16 protein-coding genes are annotated in these 17,321 nt (G+C 41.1%); 9 read left to right on the top strand and 7 right to left on the bottom strand.

Annotated elements, in window-relative coordinates; translation table 11 throughout:
- Positions 1–3 precede the first annotated feature (3 nt).
- The 4 genes from L4C54_RS00795 to L4C54_RS00780 all read left to right on the top strand — a co-directional run bounded on the left by L4C54_RS00795 (position 4) and on the right by L4C54_RS00780 (position 3,424).
- Positions 4–720, top strand: a complete 717-nt coding sequence (locus L4C54_RS00795) for an energy-coupling factor ABC transporter ATP-binding protein (protein ID WP_428806701.1) — start codon at positions 4–6, stop codon at positions 718–720.
- On the top strand, positions 698–1,285 hold the full coding sequence (gene mobA, locus L4C54_RS00790) for a molybdenum cofactor guanylyltransferase MobA (RefSeq protein ID WP_428806700.1): 588 nt from the start codon (positions 698–700) through the stop codon (positions 1,283–1,285). The genes L4C54_RS00795 and mobA overlap by 23 nt, the downstream gene beginning before the upstream one ends.
- Positions 1,282–3,069 (top strand): bifunctional molybdopterin-guanine dinucleotide biosynthesis adaptor protein MobB/molybdopterin molybdotransferase MoeA, encoded by a 1,788-nt coding sequence (locus tag L4C54_RS00785; protein WP_428806699.1) that lies wholly within the window; start codon positions 1,282–1,284, stop codon positions 3,067–3,069. Before mobA ends, L4C54_RS00785 begins: the two co-directional genes overlap by 4 nt.
- 94 nt (positions 3,070–3,163) lie before the next feature.
- Positions 3,164–3,424, top strand: a complete 261-nt coding sequence (locus L4C54_RS00780) for a DUF2960 domain-containing protein (protein WP_428806698.1) — start codon at positions 3,164–3,166, stop codon at positions 3,422–3,424.
- Between the two features lie 87 nt (positions 3,425–3,511).
- Here the strand turns inward: L4C54_RS00780 and nagK are convergent, their stop codons facing one another.
- Both nagK and L4C54_RS00770 read right to left on the bottom strand, forming a co-directional pair.
- Positions 3,512–4,420, bottom strand: coding sequence for an N-acetylglucosamine kinase (nagK, locus tag L4C54_RS00775; protein ID WP_428806697.1), 909 nt, complete (start codon positions 4,418–4,420; stop codon positions 3,512–3,514).
- A 159-nt stretch (positions 4,421–4,579) separates the two neighbouring features.
- The gene (locus L4C54_RS00770) at positions 4,580–5,326 is read right to left on the bottom strand and encodes a tRNA-uridine aminocarboxypropyltransferase (RefSeq protein WP_428806696.1); all 747 of its coding nucleotides are present in this window, start codon (positions 5,324–5,326) and stop codon (positions 4,580–4,582) included.
- A gap of 99 nt (positions 5,327–5,425) precedes the next feature.
- Between L4C54_RS00770 and L4C54_RS00765 the strand changes: the two genes are divergently transcribed.
- The gene (locus L4C54_RS00765; protein ID WP_428806695.1) at positions 5,426–6,214 is read left to right on the top strand and encodes a sterol desaturase family protein; all 789 of its coding nucleotides are present in this window, start codon (positions 5,426–5,428) and stop codon (positions 6,212–6,214) included.
- 19 nt (positions 6,215–6,233) lie between these two features.
- Here L4C54_RS00765 and L4C54_RS00760 read toward each other — a convergent pair whose 3' ends face one another.
- The gene (locus tag L4C54_RS00760) at positions 6,234–8,276 is read right to left on the bottom strand and encodes a methyl-accepting chemotaxis protein (protein WP_428806694.1); all 2,043 of its coding nucleotides are present in this window, start codon (positions 8,274–8,276) and stop codon (positions 6,234–6,236) included.
- 100 nt (positions 8,277–8,376) lie between these two features.
- Between L4C54_RS00760 and L4C54_RS00755 the strand changes: the two genes are divergently transcribed.
- On the top strand, positions 8,377–8,901 hold the full coding sequence (locus L4C54_RS00755; protein ID WP_428807379.1) for an NlpC/P60 family protein: 525 nt from the start codon (positions 8,377–8,379) through the stop codon (positions 8,899–8,901).
- A 10-nt stretch (positions 8,902–8,911) separates the two neighbouring features.
- Here L4C54_RS00755 and L4C54_RS00750 read toward each other — a convergent pair whose 3' ends face one another.
- A complete protein-coding gene (locus tag L4C54_RS00750) occupies positions 8,912–9,256 on the bottom strand; it encodes a DUF3802 family protein (protein ID WP_428802044.1) in 345 nt (114 codons plus the stop codon).
- Between the two features lie 436 nt (positions 9,257–9,692).
- On the opposite strand from L4C54_RS00750, the gene L4C54_RS00745 reads away from it, so the two are divergent.
- Both L4C54_RS00745 and L4C54_RS00740 read left to right on the top strand, forming a co-directional pair.
- Entirely contained in the window at positions 9,693–10,559 is an 867-nt protein-coding gene (locus L4C54_RS00745) for a fructosamine kinase family protein (RefSeq protein ID WP_428802045.1), read from the top strand.
- A 280-nt stretch (positions 10,560–10,839) separates the two neighbouring features.
- Positions 10,840–13,095 carry a peptidase U32 family protein gene (locus L4C54_RS00740; RefSeq protein ID WP_428806693.1) on the top strand — a complete coding sequence of 752 codons (2,256 nt, stop codon included), beginning with the start codon at positions 10,840–10,842 and terminating at the stop codon, positions 13,093–13,095.
- Between the two features lie 76 nt (positions 13,096–13,171).
- Here the strand turns inward: L4C54_RS00740 and L4C54_RS00735 are convergent, their stop codons facing one another.
- Entirely contained in the window at positions 13,172–14,080 is a 909-nt protein-coding gene (locus tag L4C54_RS00735) for a DMT family transporter (protein ID WP_428806692.1), read from the bottom strand.
- A 107-nt stretch (positions 14,081–14,187) separates the two neighbouring features.
- Positions 14,188–15,999 carry an ABC transporter ATP-binding protein/permease gene (locus tag L4C54_RS00730; protein WP_428806691.1) on the bottom strand — a complete coding sequence of 604 codons (1,812 nt, stop codon included), beginning with the start codon at positions 15,997–15,999 and terminating at the stop codon, positions 14,188–14,190.
- 345 nt (positions 16,000–16,344) lie between these two features.
- Here L4C54_RS00730 and L4C54_RS00725 point away from each other — a divergent pair, with 345 nt between their 5' ends.
- Positions 16,345–16,548, top strand: a complete 204-nt coding sequence (locus L4C54_RS00725; protein WP_428806690.1) for a zinc ribbon domain-containing protein — start codon at positions 16,345–16,347, stop codon at positions 16,546–16,548.
- Positions 16,549–16,617: 69 nt separating this feature from the next.
- On the opposite strand, the gene L4C54_RS00720 is transcribed toward L4C54_RS00725, so the two are convergent.
- Entirely contained in the window at positions 16,618–17,226 is a 609-nt protein-coding gene (locus L4C54_RS00720) for a riboflavin synthase subunit alpha (RefSeq protein WP_428806689.1), read from the bottom strand.
- Positions 17,227–17,321 lie beyond the last annotated feature (95 nt).

Genomic DNA, 17,321 nt, shown 5'->3' with positions numbered 1-17,321 from the left:
TGTATGACAATAAAAATAACAACACAGCAATTATCGATGCGCTTTAAAGAGCGAGTGCTATTCCATATTCCAGAACTGGCTATTGGTCCTAGTGATGTCATCTATCTGAAAGGTGATAATGGTGTAGGCAAAACCACATTACTCAAGATTTTATCGGGCCTTGTTAAACCTAGCTCAGGGAAAATACTAACGCCCAATAAAAACTGGCTTCATCGCTTAACGTCATGTGGTGGCCACAAGGATGTGGTCTACCTACATCAGTCCCCTTACCTCTTTGATGGCACAGTCTATCAAAATGTCGTTTATGGAATTCGCTTCCAAAAGCAGTCAAATATCGATAAACGTGTGCAAGTCATCACAGCATTGAGAATGGTCGGGCTAGAAACTTTAGCTGATGAGCATATATCGGTATTATCAGGCGGAGAAAAGCAACGAGTCGCAATGGCAAGAGCATGGATACTGAAACCATCTATTTTGTTAATGGACGAACCAAGCGCATCCCTTGATGAAGAATCGATTCAACGCTTGGTTATCTTGGCAAAAGATTTAATTAGTAGAGGCTCTAGTTTGGTTATCACTAGCCATCAGACTAACGCCCTCACACAACTATGTCGTAAACAGTGGTGGATAAAAGAATCAACACTTATCGAATCACCGCTATTGCACGTAATCCCAGATTTAGAACAAGAGAATTCGTATGTTAGCACCCGAGCAAATTAGTTGGGTTATTTTAGCTGGTGGGCAAGCCACTCGAATGGGCGGCCAAGATAAAGGACTAATCAACCTTGATGGAAAACCTTTAATTCAGCATGTGTTCGAACGATTACAGACGCAAACTGATACGATTACGATTAATGCTAATAGAAATTTAGACACCTATAGAAAAATCGCACCCGTTATAAATGATCAATTTGAAGGGTACCCCGGGCCATTAGGCGGCATCCATGCAGGTCTCACTCACTCTGATACTGATTGGGTTGGCTTTGTTCCGTGTGATAGTCCATTAATCAATACCGATTTAGTCAAACGCTTTAGTCAACAGGTCACAGATGATGTGGATATTTTAGTCGCTCACGATGGTGAATTTAAACAGCCAGTGTTTACCCTTTTTAATAAGCGTGTTCTTCATAAACTCAATGCATTTTTGCAGCGTGGCGACCGAAAGATCATTTTGCTCTACAACGAATGTCGCACAGAATATGTCGATTTTAGTGATTCCCCCAACTGTTTCCTAAACCTTAATACCCCAGAAGAACTTACGCAATTTGGAGCACTCCAGTCATGATCAAACATTCTACTCAACTGCCTCTTTTGGGATTTGCTGCTTATTCAGGAACGGGAAAAACAACGCTACTTGAAGCGCTGTTACCGATGTTAGTTAAAATGGGGTTGAAGATTGGTGTACTCAAACATGCCCATCACGATTTCGATGTGGACGAACCTGGTAAAGATAGCTATCGCCTAAGAAAAGCGGGCGCGTCTCAAATGCTGATTGCATCTCGTAACCGACATGCACTGATGACCGAGACTGAGGATGCAGAAGCCGAGTTTGATTATCTATTGACTCGCTTTGATTCCAGCAAACTGGATCTGATATTAGTTGAAGGTTGTAAAAATATAGCTTTCCCTAAAATAGAGCTACACAGAGAAGTTGTCGGTAAGCCTTGGATTTATCCTCACGACAATAACATCATTGCAATTGCGGCCGACACTCGAGTAGAAAGCAGCTTACCTCAGTTAAGTATTGATGATCTAGAAGGCATATGTCAGTTCGTTTTGGATTACGCAAAGTCATTCAACAATGTGAGTGAACAAGAGACAGCAAAGGCTGCATCAACATGTTGTGACATTTTGTCCCCTGCCTTTTTATCGGTTCAAGAAGGTCAAGACAAAATCTTATCGATGGTATCAAGCGTTACGTTGAAGGAGTCGACGCCAATTGAAAACAGTTACGGTCGAGTCTTAGCTAGTGATGTTATCTCTCCGATTAATGTTCCTCAATACACCAATTCAGCGATGGATGGTTATGCGATCCGAAGTGATGACCTCGATTGTGATGAATACAAAGTGGTTGGGGAAGTTCTGGCCGGTTACTCTTATGACTGCGAATTAAAGAAAGGTGAAGCGGTTAAAATAATGACGGGTGCACCTACTCCATTGGCTGGTGATACCGTTGTAATGCGTGAGCAAGCAATTGACAGTGGTGACACGGTAACCTTCTCTGGTGGAAACATTAAAGCTAAGCAGAACGTTCGCCAAGCGGGTGAAGATCTTTCCGAAGGGCAAACTGTGTTTACCAAAGGTACGCGCATACAGGCACCAGAAATGGGTATGTTAGCATCGTTAGGTTTTGCTCACTGTAATGTCAAAAAACCACTTCGTGTTGCGATATTCTCAACCGGAGATGAAGTTCAAGCGCCGGGAAGTGAACAGAAAGCCAATACGATTTACGATTCGAATCGTTTTGTTTTAATGGGATTACTTGAGAAGCTCGGCTGTGATGTTATCGATTTTGGAATTTTGGAAGATAATGAACAGCTAATGATTGATGCTTTAGAAAAGTCATCAGAGCAGGCGGATCTCATTCTAACATCTGGTGGTGTTTCTGTCGGTGATGCCGATTATATAAAGCTAGCCTTAGAGAAGCTCGGGAACATAGACTTCTGGCGTATCAATATGCGTCCAGGTCGTCCTCTTGCTTTTGGTCACATTGACGATAAGCCATTTTTCGGTCTACCGGGTAACCCTGTAGCTGTGATGGTCTCATTCATCAATTTTGTTGAGCCTGCAATTAGAAAGATGCAAGGCCAGCAGAACTGGCAGCCGCTAAAAGTTCCAGCTGTAGCCTCTGAGCCACTACGCTCTCGCATTGGACGTACTGAATTTAGCCGCGGTGTTTATAGTGTTGATGATTCAGGGACTATTTCAGTATCGACAACAGGCAAACAAGGCTCAGGGATTTTACGTTCAATGAGCGAGGCAAACTGTTTGATTGAAGTTTCTCCGGCAGTAGATACCGTAAAAGTTGGAGAAAGCGTGACAATTATACCGCTTCAAGGCAGAATCTAACCGAACTAACTATTTCTATAGTCAAACGAATTCATAAAAGCTGGTTTTCCGGCTTTTTATTTGAGCACAATCCAATTTATTTGAGAACAATACTATGGTACGCACGATCCTTTATACATACAAAGATGAGAATAAAGAGTTAACATTTTCGTATGAAAAGCACCGTAATATTCATGAAGCTGTGGCTGAAGCTGAAGGGATTGATATCTCTGGCTTCCTAAAAATGGAACAACAGATTGAAGCGATTTCCGATACGAAAGCTGTACGCAATTATCGTGACAATCACTTTCAGCGCCTAGGTTTTGGTAAAATAACCTTGAAGCAAAAAGATAACGTTGGTGTTGGTAAAAAATAACCCGTTACCATAATCGTCAGAACGATTTATAAACTAAAAATGGCTTGCAACTGCAAGCCATTTTTTATTGATTTCATATGAAAGCATTTATTTAATATTTAAGAATGCCGCACCACGAACACCGCCTGAATCGCCATGTTTCGCTTTGATGATTTTAGGGCATTTAGCTACTGACAGCAGGTATTTAGGTATACGCTTTGGCATCTCTTCATAGATGAGTTCAAAGTTAGATAAACCGCCACCTAAAGCAACAACATGTGGGTCGTTTGCGCTAAAGATATTAGCGAAACAGATAGCTAGCAGCTCCATAAAGCGATCAACATGCTCTACAGCATTTGCATCCCCTTCTGCATTTGCTTTGATTATTTCTATCGCTTTTTTCTTTTCACCATAGTAATGGTCATAAAGTAGCTCAAAGCCACGACCAGATAGGTAGCTGTCTAGGCAACCTTTCTTACCACATCCGCAACCAAGCAACGGTGCATTTTCGCCAAGGTGGAACCAAGCATCAATCGGTAAACGTGTGTGGCCAATTTCGCCCGCAACGTTATTTCGTCCACCAAATACTTTACCGTCATAGATAAGACCGCCACCAAAACCCGTGCCAAGGATAAGCCCTAAAACACTTGGCTCGTCTTTAAGTTCATCATCCCACGCTTCAGAAAGAGCGAAACAGTTAGCGTCATTCTCAATTTTTACGCTACGACCCAAGCTTTTCTCTAAATCAGCACGTAGCGGTTTGCCCTTAGCAGCAGGAACATTAACAGTCAGTACTGTCGCATCATCAGCATCTTCCATACCAGGAAGCCCAAGACCGACCTTTCCTTCACAATTAAACTGCAGGTCGTACTTTTTAACAATCTCCGTGATGGTTTCAACGAGTAGTGGATAATCGTCAGTAGGTGTTGGTACTCGTTCTGTTGCAACTCTGTTTAGTTCTTCATCAAAAGCACCAAACTCAATTTTAGTACCACCCACATCAAAGCCGTAAAACATGCAATTCTCTCCATAAAAAGCACCCAAAAGAGGAGCTAAAAGTTATTCTCTTCACATTATCCACATAGATCAGCCTACAAACCGTGACATGCGATCTATTTATTCGGCCCATCAATGCAACTGTTCATAGTTAAGCCACCTAGTTTTCATTTATTAGAGTTACTTCTCGAATTTCACTTCGGTGAGGAAACGTTTCAATGCAGGTTTCGTAAGATCTGGCTTTAGTCTAGTCTTGGTGAGCAAGTAACTTTCTCGGAATGTTTCAAACCACATTTCTAAGACATTCGCTGCGCTTTCTTCATTAACCTTCGATAAAACTATAGACGCGACTTCCGCTGTGGACAGATGATCTTCGTTGTCAGATTTTCTCATTAAGTATTGAGAAACAGACTCTGGTTTGATTGAGAATACAGGTAGCTTGGTAAGATAGTCTGACTTTCTAAATATCTTCCTAGCTTCACGCCAACTGCCATCAATAAAAATCAGTAGTGGCGTTCCACCCGATTGTAGAGAGTTTGTTTTTAATTCAATTTCATCTGAAACAAGTCGAGCTTTATCATCTACATAATCTTCAGGAAAAATAATGACTGGATAGAAATTTGGATCGTTTAATTGAGCCAACATCTCAGCGTCAGGTTCGGTTCTATTCCATTGAAAGACACTGGTATTCTTCACTACATCGGCGATCAGTCTTCCAGTATTACTCGGTTTGAATACCTCGTTCTCAGACACAATCAGCATTGCCGCGACGTTGGTATCAACATCTGGCTGAAACGCACACAAACAATGCTTAGTTGCGACTTGGCAATAACCACAACGTTCTATTTTTGAACCTCGAGCATTAAAAGCTCGTGTGGACTGACTTTGACGATATTGATACAGGTGATGGAAAGCGTGAATTCTCATGGCATTTGATTAGTACTAGAAAGTTGACGGCATTGTACTTACAGTACGGTAAGAAGCAAAGCATGCTGTCACTTAGTAATACCCGAGGTACGAGAAAGAATGGCAAATCCTGAATTAGTAAGATTGATGTTTTTTATTTTAACGTTTGTATTGTGTGCAGCATGGGAATGGGTATTACCTAAAAAATCGCTCACACAAAGTAAATGGGTACGTTGGATTAACAACATAGCGCTAGTATCACTGAGCAGTGCTCTAGTATCGATTCTACTGCCCGTTGTCGCCTATCAAGCTGCAGTCTATTCTGCACAGCAAAACATCGGTTTACTAAACCAAATATCTCTGCCAATCATTCCTACGCTGATATTTTCTATACTGGTACTCGATCTTGCTATTTATTGCCAGCACGTTATTTTTCACCGTGTTCCTATCCTGTGGAGATTGCATCAGGTTCACCATGCTGATCAAGATATTGATATGACGACAGGATCGCGTTTTCACCCGATTGAAATTATCTTGTCTATGCTCATCAAAATCGTCATCGTTATGTCACTGGGTATTCCAGCAACAGCGGTTGTGATCTTCGAAGTCATACTCAATGTGAGCGCTATGTTTAATCACAGCAATGCTCGCCTCTATATGCCAGTCGACAAAGCAATGAGGAAATTAATTGTCACCCCCGACATGCACCGAGTACATCACTCGATTATCGTGAAAGAAACACACTCCAACTTTGGGTTTTTCTTGTCGATTTGGGATAGGTTGTTTAAGACTTACATTGCTCAGCCGTCGCTTGGACATGATGAAATGACGATTGGATTGCCTAAGTTCCGAACAACTAGAGAGCAATGGTTAGATAAAATACTGACTCAACCCTTTCGTAAAGGTTGAGTCAATTCTTCTGTAGAGCTTAGAGCGTGTATTTATGAAGCATTGCTTGCTGGTGTCCTGCAATTTCAGCAACCTGCTCTGAGCTTTCTACCATTGATTGAAGTTGATGCTTGGTCTCTTCGCCCTGAACAGAAATATGAGTGATCGATTCGCTGACGTCTGTCGTTGCTCTTTCTTGCTCTTCCGTCGCGATAGTGATTTGTTCTACCCGTGTTTGAATGTGGTTTACTGCAAGTTCAATGTCATTGAAGGTGGTTTTTACTTCAACACTAGAAGCTAATGCTGATGCCATTTCTCGACGTGATTCTTCAACGGCCTGACGAGATTTATCAGCCGCTGCAATCAATTGATTCATCTTCACTCGGATATTCTCAGTTTGTTGAGATGTACCACTCGCCAATTGGCGTACTTCGTCAGCAACCACAGCAAAACCTCTGCCCTGTTCACCTGCTCTCGCGGCTTCTATAGCTGCATTAAGAGCAAGCAAATTGGTATTCTCTGCGATACCAGAAATAAGCTCGACCATTTCGCGAATTTGTTTTACACGATGGTCTAGTTCCACCATTGAAGATTCATTGAGATCTAACGTAACTTCCAGTTTCTCTAGTCGCTGCCTATTTTGTTCAACTACTTCTAAACCACGAGTTGATTGATCGGTCGCATGCCGAGAATCTTTATAAGATTCAGTGGTAATCGTTGAAATTTCACGGATGGATGCTTCTAGTTCAGTGACCGTTGTCACCATACTCGCGAGAGATTCATTTTGTTTGATAAGCGTCTTGCTCGAACTTTCTGCTGCGTCATAGCTGATTTCAGCTGTTTGATACAAGGTTTCACAATTTCGCGTCACTGTTGAAATAGATTCTCGTGTCGATTCGATCACCTGATTAAGTTTACGAGCCACTTCTTGAAATTCAAATGGGCCTACCATCGGAACGCTCGATGATAGATTGTGGTCAGTAAGCAACGTTAAGTGATGTTTGATGTTCTTTAAGCTTCGGTTAAGCCAGCCACGAATCCCGATACCAAAACTAATAATGAGAACAGCTATAATCGCGCCAATGACGAATAGGCGATAAAAAGTTGAAGCAATAGTGTCATTGACCGCTTGTTCACGCTGTTCAATAAGGGTAAGTGCGGTTTGGGAGATAGACTCTAATTCTGCAATGGTTTCGTCCGCTAAAGTTACCACTCTCGCGACTTGAGTCCTTTGTGCTTCCATTAGCTCTAGCTTGGCAATGATATTCTTTAGAATCCCATTATCTTGAAATCCTTCATTTACCATGACGTAAGGTGTCGTTAAGCTTGCGAACTCTTCGATATCTGGGTGCCAATCTTTAAAGTCGTCATACGCTAATTTGATTCCAGCTATTCGATTTCGCATTTCTTGATACTCTGTTTCTGCTTTTTCAAGATCACTTTGCATCATGAGCATTAAGAAGGTGCTTTCTAAGGAGCTTGCACTCGCGATAAAGCGGTTCGCGGCATCTGATGATGTTGGATTGTCATTTGATAGAAACGAAGAGATGCGATTCATTTCTGGCCCAATAGAGCTCAAACCGTAGCGGAAAGATCCTACCTGATCATTAATAATACTTTGTTGTTGTAATAACGCCAGTTGCGTTGACAGTACATCACCGGATAAAAGGTTGAGCTGTTCAACTTTGCTATTAAGTTCAAACGTATCTTGTGTTTGCTGTCTTTGGCCATCGATATTAGTGAAGCTTGCAGAAAGCTGACTTACGTTATTAAGTAATCGGTTACTTTGCTTTGTCAGTGTCGAGACCGTGGCTTGATTGCTTTGTAATTGTTCAATGGTTGTTAGTTGAGTGGCATAACTTAACTGCTTTACCTGCTCCAAAATTGTCTGGGTCAAGTTGGCATTATTAATAGCCAGTGGCAGCGCTTCTTCTGATAAAACACTAAACTCTTTACCAACTCGTTCAACGCTTTTAAAACTAATGAAAGAGAAGATCGCGATTAACACTAATATGATGAGAAAAACGACGTTAATCGTTTGGACTAACGATACGGACGATGATTTGGTTGTCTTTGCTTTCATGGACTTTACTGGCTGACTCTAGCAACATTTGTTAGCTGTCGATGCTAGGCGTTTAGTATTACAAATTAATTTCAACACTATTTCGAAAATATTACATATGATTAAATTTCAGTCAGTTGTGCTAGTTACTATCACTTTTTCTCTTATTACAGGTTGTGCAACCAGTTCAACTCCAGCTAAAACTGCGAGCATCCACTCCAGTGCCGCGAGTCAATCGTCCAATCTATCAAGCTATGAAAAGAAAACGAAAAACGCTTTTCTTAGTGTCTACAATCGATGGGAAGGTGTACCTTACCGATTGGGCGGGAATTCATTTCAGGGAATAGATTGCTCGGCATTTGTACAGGTAGCATATAGAGACGCGTTAAATGTAACTTTGCCAAGAACGACATTGCATCAAAGCAAACTTGGATCTTCGGTTAACTATAACGATGCCTCAATTGGAGATTTAATCTTTTTCAAAACGTCGAGAACTACCCGTCATGTGGGTGTGTATTTAGGCGAGCGCCAATTTTTACATGCGTCAACGTCTAAAGGGGTGATCATTTCTAGAGTGGATAACCCCTATTGGGCATCTAAATTTTGGCATTTTAGGCGAGTAGAACACCCGCCTCAGTTTAATTAGTGACTAACGCTTAATCGTAAGTTGCGACTGCAACATCGAAAAGGTTTTTGACTAGCGCTATATATTCGTCCAAAAAGGTGATTTGTTCATTGGTTGCGGGTCTTCCCCACACGCCTGCTAAGACTTCACCCAAATCTTCTACAACCGAATCAGCTTCTTTTAGTAGCTGGAAGCGAACACTAGAGTGCAGCTCAGGGTTTTGCTCAAAAATTGCCATGATATTACTCGCGACCATATCTGTCGCGACATCTTCAACACTTTCTGCCCCGGTATCCCCATCTCTTGATGTGAAGACATCCAAGTTAAAGGCTAAATGTTCGATTAAGGCTAAATATCCATCGGTTTCTACAACCACACTAAAATCTCCGAGTTACTGCATACATTGAGAATAGACTCACACCTAATATTAAGACAACTCTACAAGTTTTAACAACCTGAATATAGTGATGAGTACGCTTTAAAGCGAACTAATGGAGTAGCTGTCAAATATTGGCGTATGGATCAGTCAAAAAACAGTAAATAGGATAGAGATCGAAATATCTAAATTGTATTCAAATTGCGTGACCGCAGTGCCAAAAAACATGAGTCAGTGTTCTTTTTGTCATCAACTTAGAAATTAAGCAAACTAGGCCATGTTTATCATTATGAACCTATTTGATTAAAGTCACATTTCAGGCCTTTTTCTCAAAAATGAATACAATTAATACGGTTCTTTGAAAGCAGAATCAGAAAAGCGAAGTTTATTGTCCTAAACTGATTATAAATAAGTACTTATCTGAAGGATTTTTACTATGTGGCAAGCACTGACTCAACAGCTCTCTGATACACTCATGTTTAATTTCACGATAGCCGAGCGTACAAAAGTTAAAGGAGGCGATATAAGTGAATGTTACATGATAAGTGATGGTGAACAACGATATTTTGTTAAAACAAACACCAGAAACTTCATCAGTAAGTATTTAATTGAAGCAGATAATATAAAATCTCTTCGCAGCACTTCCACTGTCTACGTTCCAGAGCTCATTCTTACGGGAACCAGTAAAGACCATTCATTTCTCGTTTTAAATTATCTTTCAACTAAACCGCTTGATGATAATAAACAGAGCTACAAATTTGGTGCTCAGCTTGCCGAACTTCATTCTTGGGGTGAGCAAAAAGAGTTTGGTTATGACCAAGACAATTTCGTCGGGAGTACGCTTCAACCCAATAAATGGGATCGTAAATGGCATCGATTCTTTGCAGAGCAGCGTATTGGCTGGCAACTGCAACTTTTACGTGAGAAAGGTATAGAACTGGTCAACATTGCAGAGTTTACCGACACAGTAAAAGAGTTACTTTCAAATCATCATCCTCGCCCTTCCCTGCTTCATGGCGATCTTTGGCATGGTAACGTCGCTAACTCCGCATTTGGTCCAATCTGCTATGATCCCGCCTGTTATTGGGGGGATCGTGAGTGTGATATTGCTATGGCTGAACTCTTTGGTGGCTTTCAACCAGAGTTTTTCCAAGGTTACGAAAGCGTTTTACCATTAGATTTTGGTTACTCAGAGCGTAAAGATATTTATAACCTCTACCACCTACTCAATCACTACAACCAGTTTGGTGGCCACTACTTAGCAGAGTCTGAAGAGTTGATTAAGAATATATTAAGCTATTAATGCCCTGCCTCATGCCTTAACGTATTGAAATACAAGGTAGAGATTGAATAGCATCAGTCTCTGCCTAATTCTTTGTTCGCTATCCCTTTGTTACAGCCCAATCCAGTAAACCTCCAATTTCAAAAGAAAATCCACCGCTACTGCCTTAAAAAACAGAGAAATAACTTCAGATTCTAAATTTGATTTAAATCAATAAAAGAGAGAGTTGTGGCAATAAATAGGTGATCTAGTTAGAATACGCGCTCAAAAAATTATAAGTCTATAAACGAGCGATTTCTAAATGAGCAGAAAAATTGAGTTGTTGGCCCCTGGTGGTGATGTTGAAGCGATCAAAGCGGCTATCGTCGCTGGTGCGAACGCAGTTTATTGTGGATTAGACACTTTCAACGCACGTAACCGAGCATCCAACCTATCAATGGATGAACTAAACGGTGTCATTCGCCTTGCTCATCAATATGGCTGCGAAGTTTTTCTTACTCTAAATATTGTGCTTTTAGAGCATGAAATTAAGAGCATCAGCAAATTACTCAACCAACTAGTCAATACCAAAGTAGACGGAATCATCGTTCAAGACTTAGGTTTGTTTGATTTGGTAAAGAAGCACTTCCCTACGTTAGATGTTCACGCATCAACTCAGTTAACAACGCATAACGAAGGTCAGATTAAGTTCCTTTCCAAAATCGGTGCTACACGTGTGAACTTGTCTCGTGAGTTAAATCTTCCTGAGATTAAAATGCTTACTGAAGTTGCCCATGACCATGATGTTCTTACAGAAGTCTTTGTCCATGGGGCGCTATGTATTGCCTTCTCAGGTCAATGTTATTCCAGCTCAGTAAGTGTTGGTAATTCAGGTAACCGTGGCCGTTGTAGCCAAGCTTGCCGCGATGAGTATGAAATTACCGAAGCCGGTAATAAATACCCACTTAATTTAAAAGACAACTCTGCATATTATGACTTGCCAGAGTTAGTTGATGCTAAAGTCGATTCACTGAAAGTAGAAGGCCGCATTAAAGGCGCTCACTATGTTTATACTGTTGTCGATACATGGCGTAAACAGATCGACAGCTTTGTTGAAAAAGGCTTGTTGATTGAAGATGATTCAAATCTTCATAAAGTATTTAATCGAAACTTTACGAACTCTTTCCTTAAAGGGAACTTAACGAAAGACATGTTTATCGATAATCCACGTGATAACAGCGTGAACTATGCGGTAGATAAAGCGACCTCTGAAAATGAATCTATCTCGGTTGTACAAATTCAAGAAGTAACTAGTGACCTTTACACCTCTAAAAATGAAATTGGTGTAGAGATGCGTGAAAAGATTGAGTTTCTGGACATCAGTAAAACAGAGCTTACATTTTCATTCGTTGCAAAAATTGATAAGCCATTCATGGTAGAAATCAAATCAAACACTGAAACATTTACGGTTCAGTCTAAGTCTCTGCTTTCTATCGCTGGCGAAAAGGCAATCACACAAGAGCTATTACAGAAACGATTTAAGTCAGTGAAAAGCCCAGTCCATACTTTAGAAGCTTACAACTACGACGAGTTGGATGAAGGGTTAAGCATTCCTTTAAGAGAAGTGACTGAGCTGAAAGATGAAATCGATTTTATCCTAAACGGCTCAAAAAATGTGATTAAACATGTCGATGTTCCAGCGCTGCCTAAGCATCCTAAAGTGAATGATAAGCCTACGTTGTCAATGCTTATTGCAGACGTTGAAGATCTACATTTATGCAATGAAACAGATGCTGATATTTACTTCAAGTTACCAGAGAGCTTCAAGAAGCGTTGTAATAAATACATCGATATTCTTGCTGCTAACCCTCGATTAATTCCATGGTTCCCAGCTGTTCTGATTGGCAAAGATTATGATGAAGCGGTCCGTGTACTTGAAGAAATTAAACCGCTACGAATCGTAACCAACAATACTGGTATCGCGTACAAGGCCTATGAGATGGGTATTGAATGGGTGGCAGGACCGTTCATGAATACAACTAACTCTCATGCACTCGTCACTCTAAAAGAAGAGTTGAACTGTGCTGGGGCTTTCATCTCTAACGAGATCAATAAAGGCCAGATTCGCCACATTAGCCGCCCTGAGAACTTTAAACTTTTCTACAGCATCTATCACCCGATCTTAATGATGACGAGTCGCCAATGTTTCTTCCAAAGAACGGTGGGTTGTAACAAACCTTCTATTGAAGCCGGCTGCATGCTGAAGTGTGAAAAAGCCACTACCATTACGAACGTCAAAGGAATCTCATTTGCTGTTGATAAGCAAAAAGGTGGATACCCGAGCATTTATAATCACGAGCAGTTCTTAAACCAAGATGCTGTTACTGATTTCTCTGATTTATTCGACGAGTTCTTTATCGACCTAACAAATATCGGTGCTGGTTCAAAAGAAGTGCAAAATAAGGTCGAGTTAATCAAACACTTTGAAGGGTTGATTAATGACGTTGAAGGGTCCCAAGAGCAGTTGAACAATATGGTTCAAGTTCGAACAAACGCTCAGTACGTTCAAGGTTTGTAGCGCACTCTACCCTTAGATTACACGCATAAGAAAGCCGACACTATGTCGGCTTTTTGTTACCTATAACTTTCCATCATCAACTAGCTTCTTTAGGTTTAAGTGGTTTTGATCTTCGACCACCGAATACATTTATCAAAGCACCTATAATGATTAAACTGCCACCAGCTAACGTCCATGTTGACGGAATCTCACTAAAGATCAGCCAGCCGAAGATAATAGAAAAGACAACCTGTATGTAGGAAAATGCCGTTGCTTTACTTGCAACTTCAGCTTTCATCGCCTTGGTTAAACCTATCTGACCTATTTGAGTGAAAATCCCCACAAACAAAAGTAGGATCAAGGCATCAAAGCTTGGCACAACAAAATCGCTGCCAAGTAAGGTAAGTGACAAAGGTAAAGCAATTAACGGGAAATACACGATGATCACTGAGGTATCTTCTGTGCTACTCAATTTTTTCACGATAACGTAAGCAATCGCGCTACCAAACGCGCCGAATAAAGCTGCTGCAACACTTATAACGGGTAACTCTATTGAACCAGCTAATGTAGCACCTGGCGACACGATCAAATACAAACCAGTTAAACAGAAAAGAATACAGATAATGGTCGAAATCTGGATTCTCTCTCGCAAAAACACTAAGGCTAGTACTGCAGTAAATACTGGGTGCAAATATTGAAGTATGGTCGCTTCAGCAAGTGGCAACGTTGCTATGGCAAAATAGACACAAATAAGAGCTAGTGAACCCACTGCCCCTCTGGCAAAAAGAAGCTTTTTATTGTTGCCCCAAAGTGAAATTCCTTTCCTGCGTACGTCGATGTAACTGATGATAAGCGAAACGAGTGCCCTAGCAGCAACGATTTCAAAAACGGGGATTCCATGGTGACTGACTAATTTGACACAAGCAGACATAAGTGAAAACGCCAATGCGGACATAAGCATATAGCGTAGCCCGACGGGAATGGCGTTCAAAAACGGTAACGGCATAAATAAATAACGACTTAGTAGTAAAGGAAACGTGATCCTATGGAACCAAGCCGAATAAATAAAGCGTTAATACATAAATAAAATCGTTATGCTTATTTAGTAATCGCCTAACGTTCCATGTGCTTAAACTGAAGCTCTACCAATCGCTGATATAAATCGCAGCTTGTCAGTAATGACTTATGATCACCCACATCAATTAAACGTCCTTGGTCCATAACCGCAATCTTATCAGCATGCTTAATTGTCGATAGGCGATGAGCAATGATTAACGTCGTTCGCCCACGCATTAACTCCTCCAATGCTAACTGAACGTGATGCTCGCTTTCGCTATCAAGTGCGCTTGTCGCTTCATCCAGCAGTAAAAGGTTAGGATCTTTCAATATTGCGCGAGCAATTGCGATACGTTGTCGCTGACCACCAGAAAGCCTAACGCCGCGTTCGCCGAGAAAGCTTTTATACCCTTCTGGAAGCTTCATAATAAACTCATGTGCATGTGCTTTCTTAGCAGCTTCTATCACTTGTTCGTCCGTTGCTTTGGGATTGCCATAGCGAATATTATGGTACACATCATTGCTAAATAAAGCCGGTTGCTGAGGAACTAATGCCATTTGCTGACGCAACTCGTTTGGTTCGAAGTCACGAATGTCGACACCGCCTAAAGTAACGTTGCCTAATTGAGGATCATAAAAGCGTTGAAGTAATTCAAACAACGTAGTTTTACCTGCGCCAGAAGGACCAACAAGTGCCAACACTTTTCCTTCTTCTGCTTTCAAATTCAGCTTATCGGTCGCTGCTTGATCGGGTCTAGAAGGATAATGAAACGTAACGTTATCAAAAAGCACTTCCGCATTGAGCGCTTTAGGGGACGCTATGTTTTGTTTGGGTGCAACGATATGGCTTTCCACTTGAAGTATTTCGATGAGCCTTTCCGTTGCGCCCGCTGCACGTTGCAGTTCACCAAGCACTTCAGAAATTGTCGCTAACGAGGACGCAACCATAATGGCATAAAAAACAAAAGCGCCTAAGTCGCCTGCTGACATAGTGCCTTTAATAACATCGCTGCCACCTACCCACAGCATGCCAGCGATGGCACTAAAGACAATGACTATCACACCAGAAATCAGAATGGCGCGCTGCTTAACACGCTGACGGCCAATTTCATAAGCCTTCTCTACTTCAGTCGCGAAAGACTCTCTTTCTTGTGCCTCATGGCTGTAACTTTGAACCGTCTTGATGTGCTCAATGGCCTCTCCAGCATAACTGCCTACGTCAGCCATCGAATCTTGACTCTTACGAGATAGCGCCCTTACTCGTCTGCCGTAGACCAAAATAGGAATAAGAATAAAGGGAACAGAGGCCAACACTATTAAGGTTAGTTTTACGTTAGTCGCAAACAACATGATAATCGCGCCCGTACACATCAGTGCACTACGCATTGCCATTGAAAAAGAGGAACCAATAATGCTCTGTAATAGCGTTGTATCAGTAGTGATACGTGACATGATGTCACCACTGCCATTGGTTTCAAAATAGCTGGGGTGTAAGGTGATCACGTGGTTAAACACCGCGAGGCGAATATCCGCGCTGACTCGTTCACCAACCGATGAGACGAGATAGAAACGGAAGAATGTCCCTATAGAAATAAGAACGGTAACGACAAGAATAAACTTAATCGCATTTCCAAGATCAACAATGGATTGCTGAGTAAAACCTTCATCGATTAAAATTCGAACACCATGTCCGACTGATAATGTCAAAGATGCAGTAAACACCAACGCGACCAATGCAGCAGCAACGCGACCTTTATAGGGATGAATAAATTTTACTAGCTCAAACAAGATACTTAAGTTTTTACTTTTGTCACTCTTCTGTTGAACTTCAGCTTCAACAGTTTCATCAGGTGGAGATTGCTCTTGCATAGATAGGCCTTCTGTTTTGCCGGTTTACTTTGGGGGAAAACTTGAATAGTCTCTTTGCCGTATCAATAAGCTATTGGGGTAATTAATCGAATAGCAACCTTCTATCTAAGTTTAATAAGCGCTCAGTTTACGAAATAAAACAAATACTCGCGCCTAATGCATTCATAGACCAAATAAAACAATCGGCAATACCTTAGTTAAACTTATATAAAACAATGACAAAAAAATAGTGGGAAAATTTTCTCTTGTTTTTTTGGCCTAACTCAAAGTTTCTACTTAATTCACGACCATTACTAACTTGGACGATTAAGATTATCGTATTGCATAGATGTTAGGGAGTACGCAATGCGAAATTACACAGAGAAACAAGTTCAGTGCCCACATTGTGAACATACAATTGGCCTCACTCTCGATCCTACTGACGGAAACCAAGATTTTCACGACGACTGTCCTTATTGCCACCGAGCATTTCATTTAAATATGTTGATTGATAGTAATCAACATCAAATCAACTTAACGGCCTGTATTGAAGACGAGCCATACAGTTAATGCCAACATTAACCTTAATAGTGAAATAAGCGCCTTTTGGCGCTTATTTTTATTCTATTGTGACTATGATTAAAGGCGCTGCGCCAATACACGCTCAACGGTGTTAACAATGGCTTGTGTTTGCGGATCAAATTCTACATTAATTCTATCGTTTACTTTCCTTCCGCCAAACAACGTACGTTCAAGTGTTTCAGGGATGAGGTGGACACTAAAACGATCACTTTCAACTTCTCCAATCGTTAATGAACAGCCATCTAGACCAACATAACCTTTTTCTAAAACATACCTCATTGCTGATCTATCAATTCTAAACCATAATGTGCGATTGTTCGGTGTATTAATCACTTCGTCTATCTCTGCGGTTAGCGATATGTGCCCAGACATTGAATGCCCACCAATTTCATCACCAAATTTAGCGGCTCGCTCTATGTTTACAGAGTCACCGACTGCTAACTCACCGAGGTTAGTCAACTTAAGCGTTGCTTGCATTAAATCAAACTTGACCAATTCATTTTCAATCGAGGTTACCGTTAAACAACATCCGTTATGAGCAACTGATGCACCTATAGTCAGGCCAACTCTGCTTTCTTCCGCGAGTGAAATAGTGTGAGTTTGAAACTCTTCTTTTTTCTCAATTGAAACGATTTTTGCTGTGCCTTGTACAATTCCCGTAAACATCGGTAGATTCCATGAGTTTTTTATGGAGCTTAGTGTTACATTTCTTTATCATGCCCGACAACACCAAGATTCATAATTCTTCGTCGGTGGACTCT

It is taken from the genome of Vibrio lamellibrachiae (assembly GCF_050337265.1).
Lineage (GTDB): Bacteria > Pseudomonadota > Gammaproteobacteria > Enterobacterales > Vibrionaceae > Vibrio > Vibrio kyushuensis.
Note: the sequence above shows the minus strand (reverse complement) of the source record. Positions and strands in the feature narration are given on the sequence as shown.

Coding starts and splice junctions, on each gene's coding strand:
- L4C54_RS00795 (WP_428806701.1), top strand. CDS start 4: ATGACAATAAAAATAACAACACAGCAATTATCGATGCGCTTTAAAGAG.
- mobA (WP_428806700.1), top strand. CDS start 698: ATGTTAGCACCCGAGCAAATTAGTTGGGTTATTTTAGCTGGTGGGCAA.
- L4C54_RS00785 (WP_428806699.1), top strand. CDS start 1,282: ATGATCAAACATTCTACTCAACTGCCTCTTTTGGGATTTGCTGCTTAT.
- L4C54_RS00780 (WP_428806698.1), top strand. CDS start 3,164: ATGGTACGCACGATCCTTTATACATACAAAGATGAGAATAAAGAGTTA.
- nagK (WP_428806697.1), bottom strand. CDS start 4,420: ATGTTTTACGGCTTTGATGTGGGTGGTACTAAAATTGAGTTTGGTGCT.
- L4C54_RS00770 (WP_428806696.1), bottom strand. CDS start 5,326: ATGAGAATTCACGCTTTCCATCACCTGTATCAATATCGTCAAAGTCAG.
- L4C54_RS00765 (WP_428806695.1), top strand. CDS start 5,426: ATGGCAAATCCTGAATTAGTAAGATTGATGTTTTTTATTTTAACGTTT.
- L4C54_RS00760 (WP_428806694.1), bottom strand. CDS start 8,276: ATGAAAGCAAAGACAACCAAATCATCGTCCGTATCGTTAGTCCAAACG.
- L4C54_RS00745 (WP_428802045.1), top strand. CDS start 9,693: ATGTGGCAAGCACTGACTCAACAGCTCTCTGATACACTCATGTTTAAT.
- L4C54_RS00740 (WP_428806693.1), top strand. CDS start 10,840: ATGAGCAGAAAAATTGAGTTGTTGGCCCCTGGTGGTGATGTTGAAGCG.
- L4C54_RS00735 (WP_428806692.1), bottom strand. CDS start 14,080: ATGCCGTTACCGTTTTTGAACGCCATTCCCGTCGGGCTACGCTATATG.
- L4C54_RS00730 (WP_428806691.1), bottom strand. CDS start 15,999: ATGCAAGAGCAATCTCCACCTGATGAAACTGTTGAAGCTGAAGTTCAA.
- L4C54_RS00725 (WP_428806690.1), top strand. CDS start 16,345: ATGCGAAATTACACAGAGAAACAAGTTCAGTGCCCACATTGTGAACAT.
- L4C54_RS00720 (WP_428806689.1), bottom strand. CDS start 17,226: ATGTTTACGGGAATTGTACAAGGCACAGCAAAAATCGTTTCAATTGAG.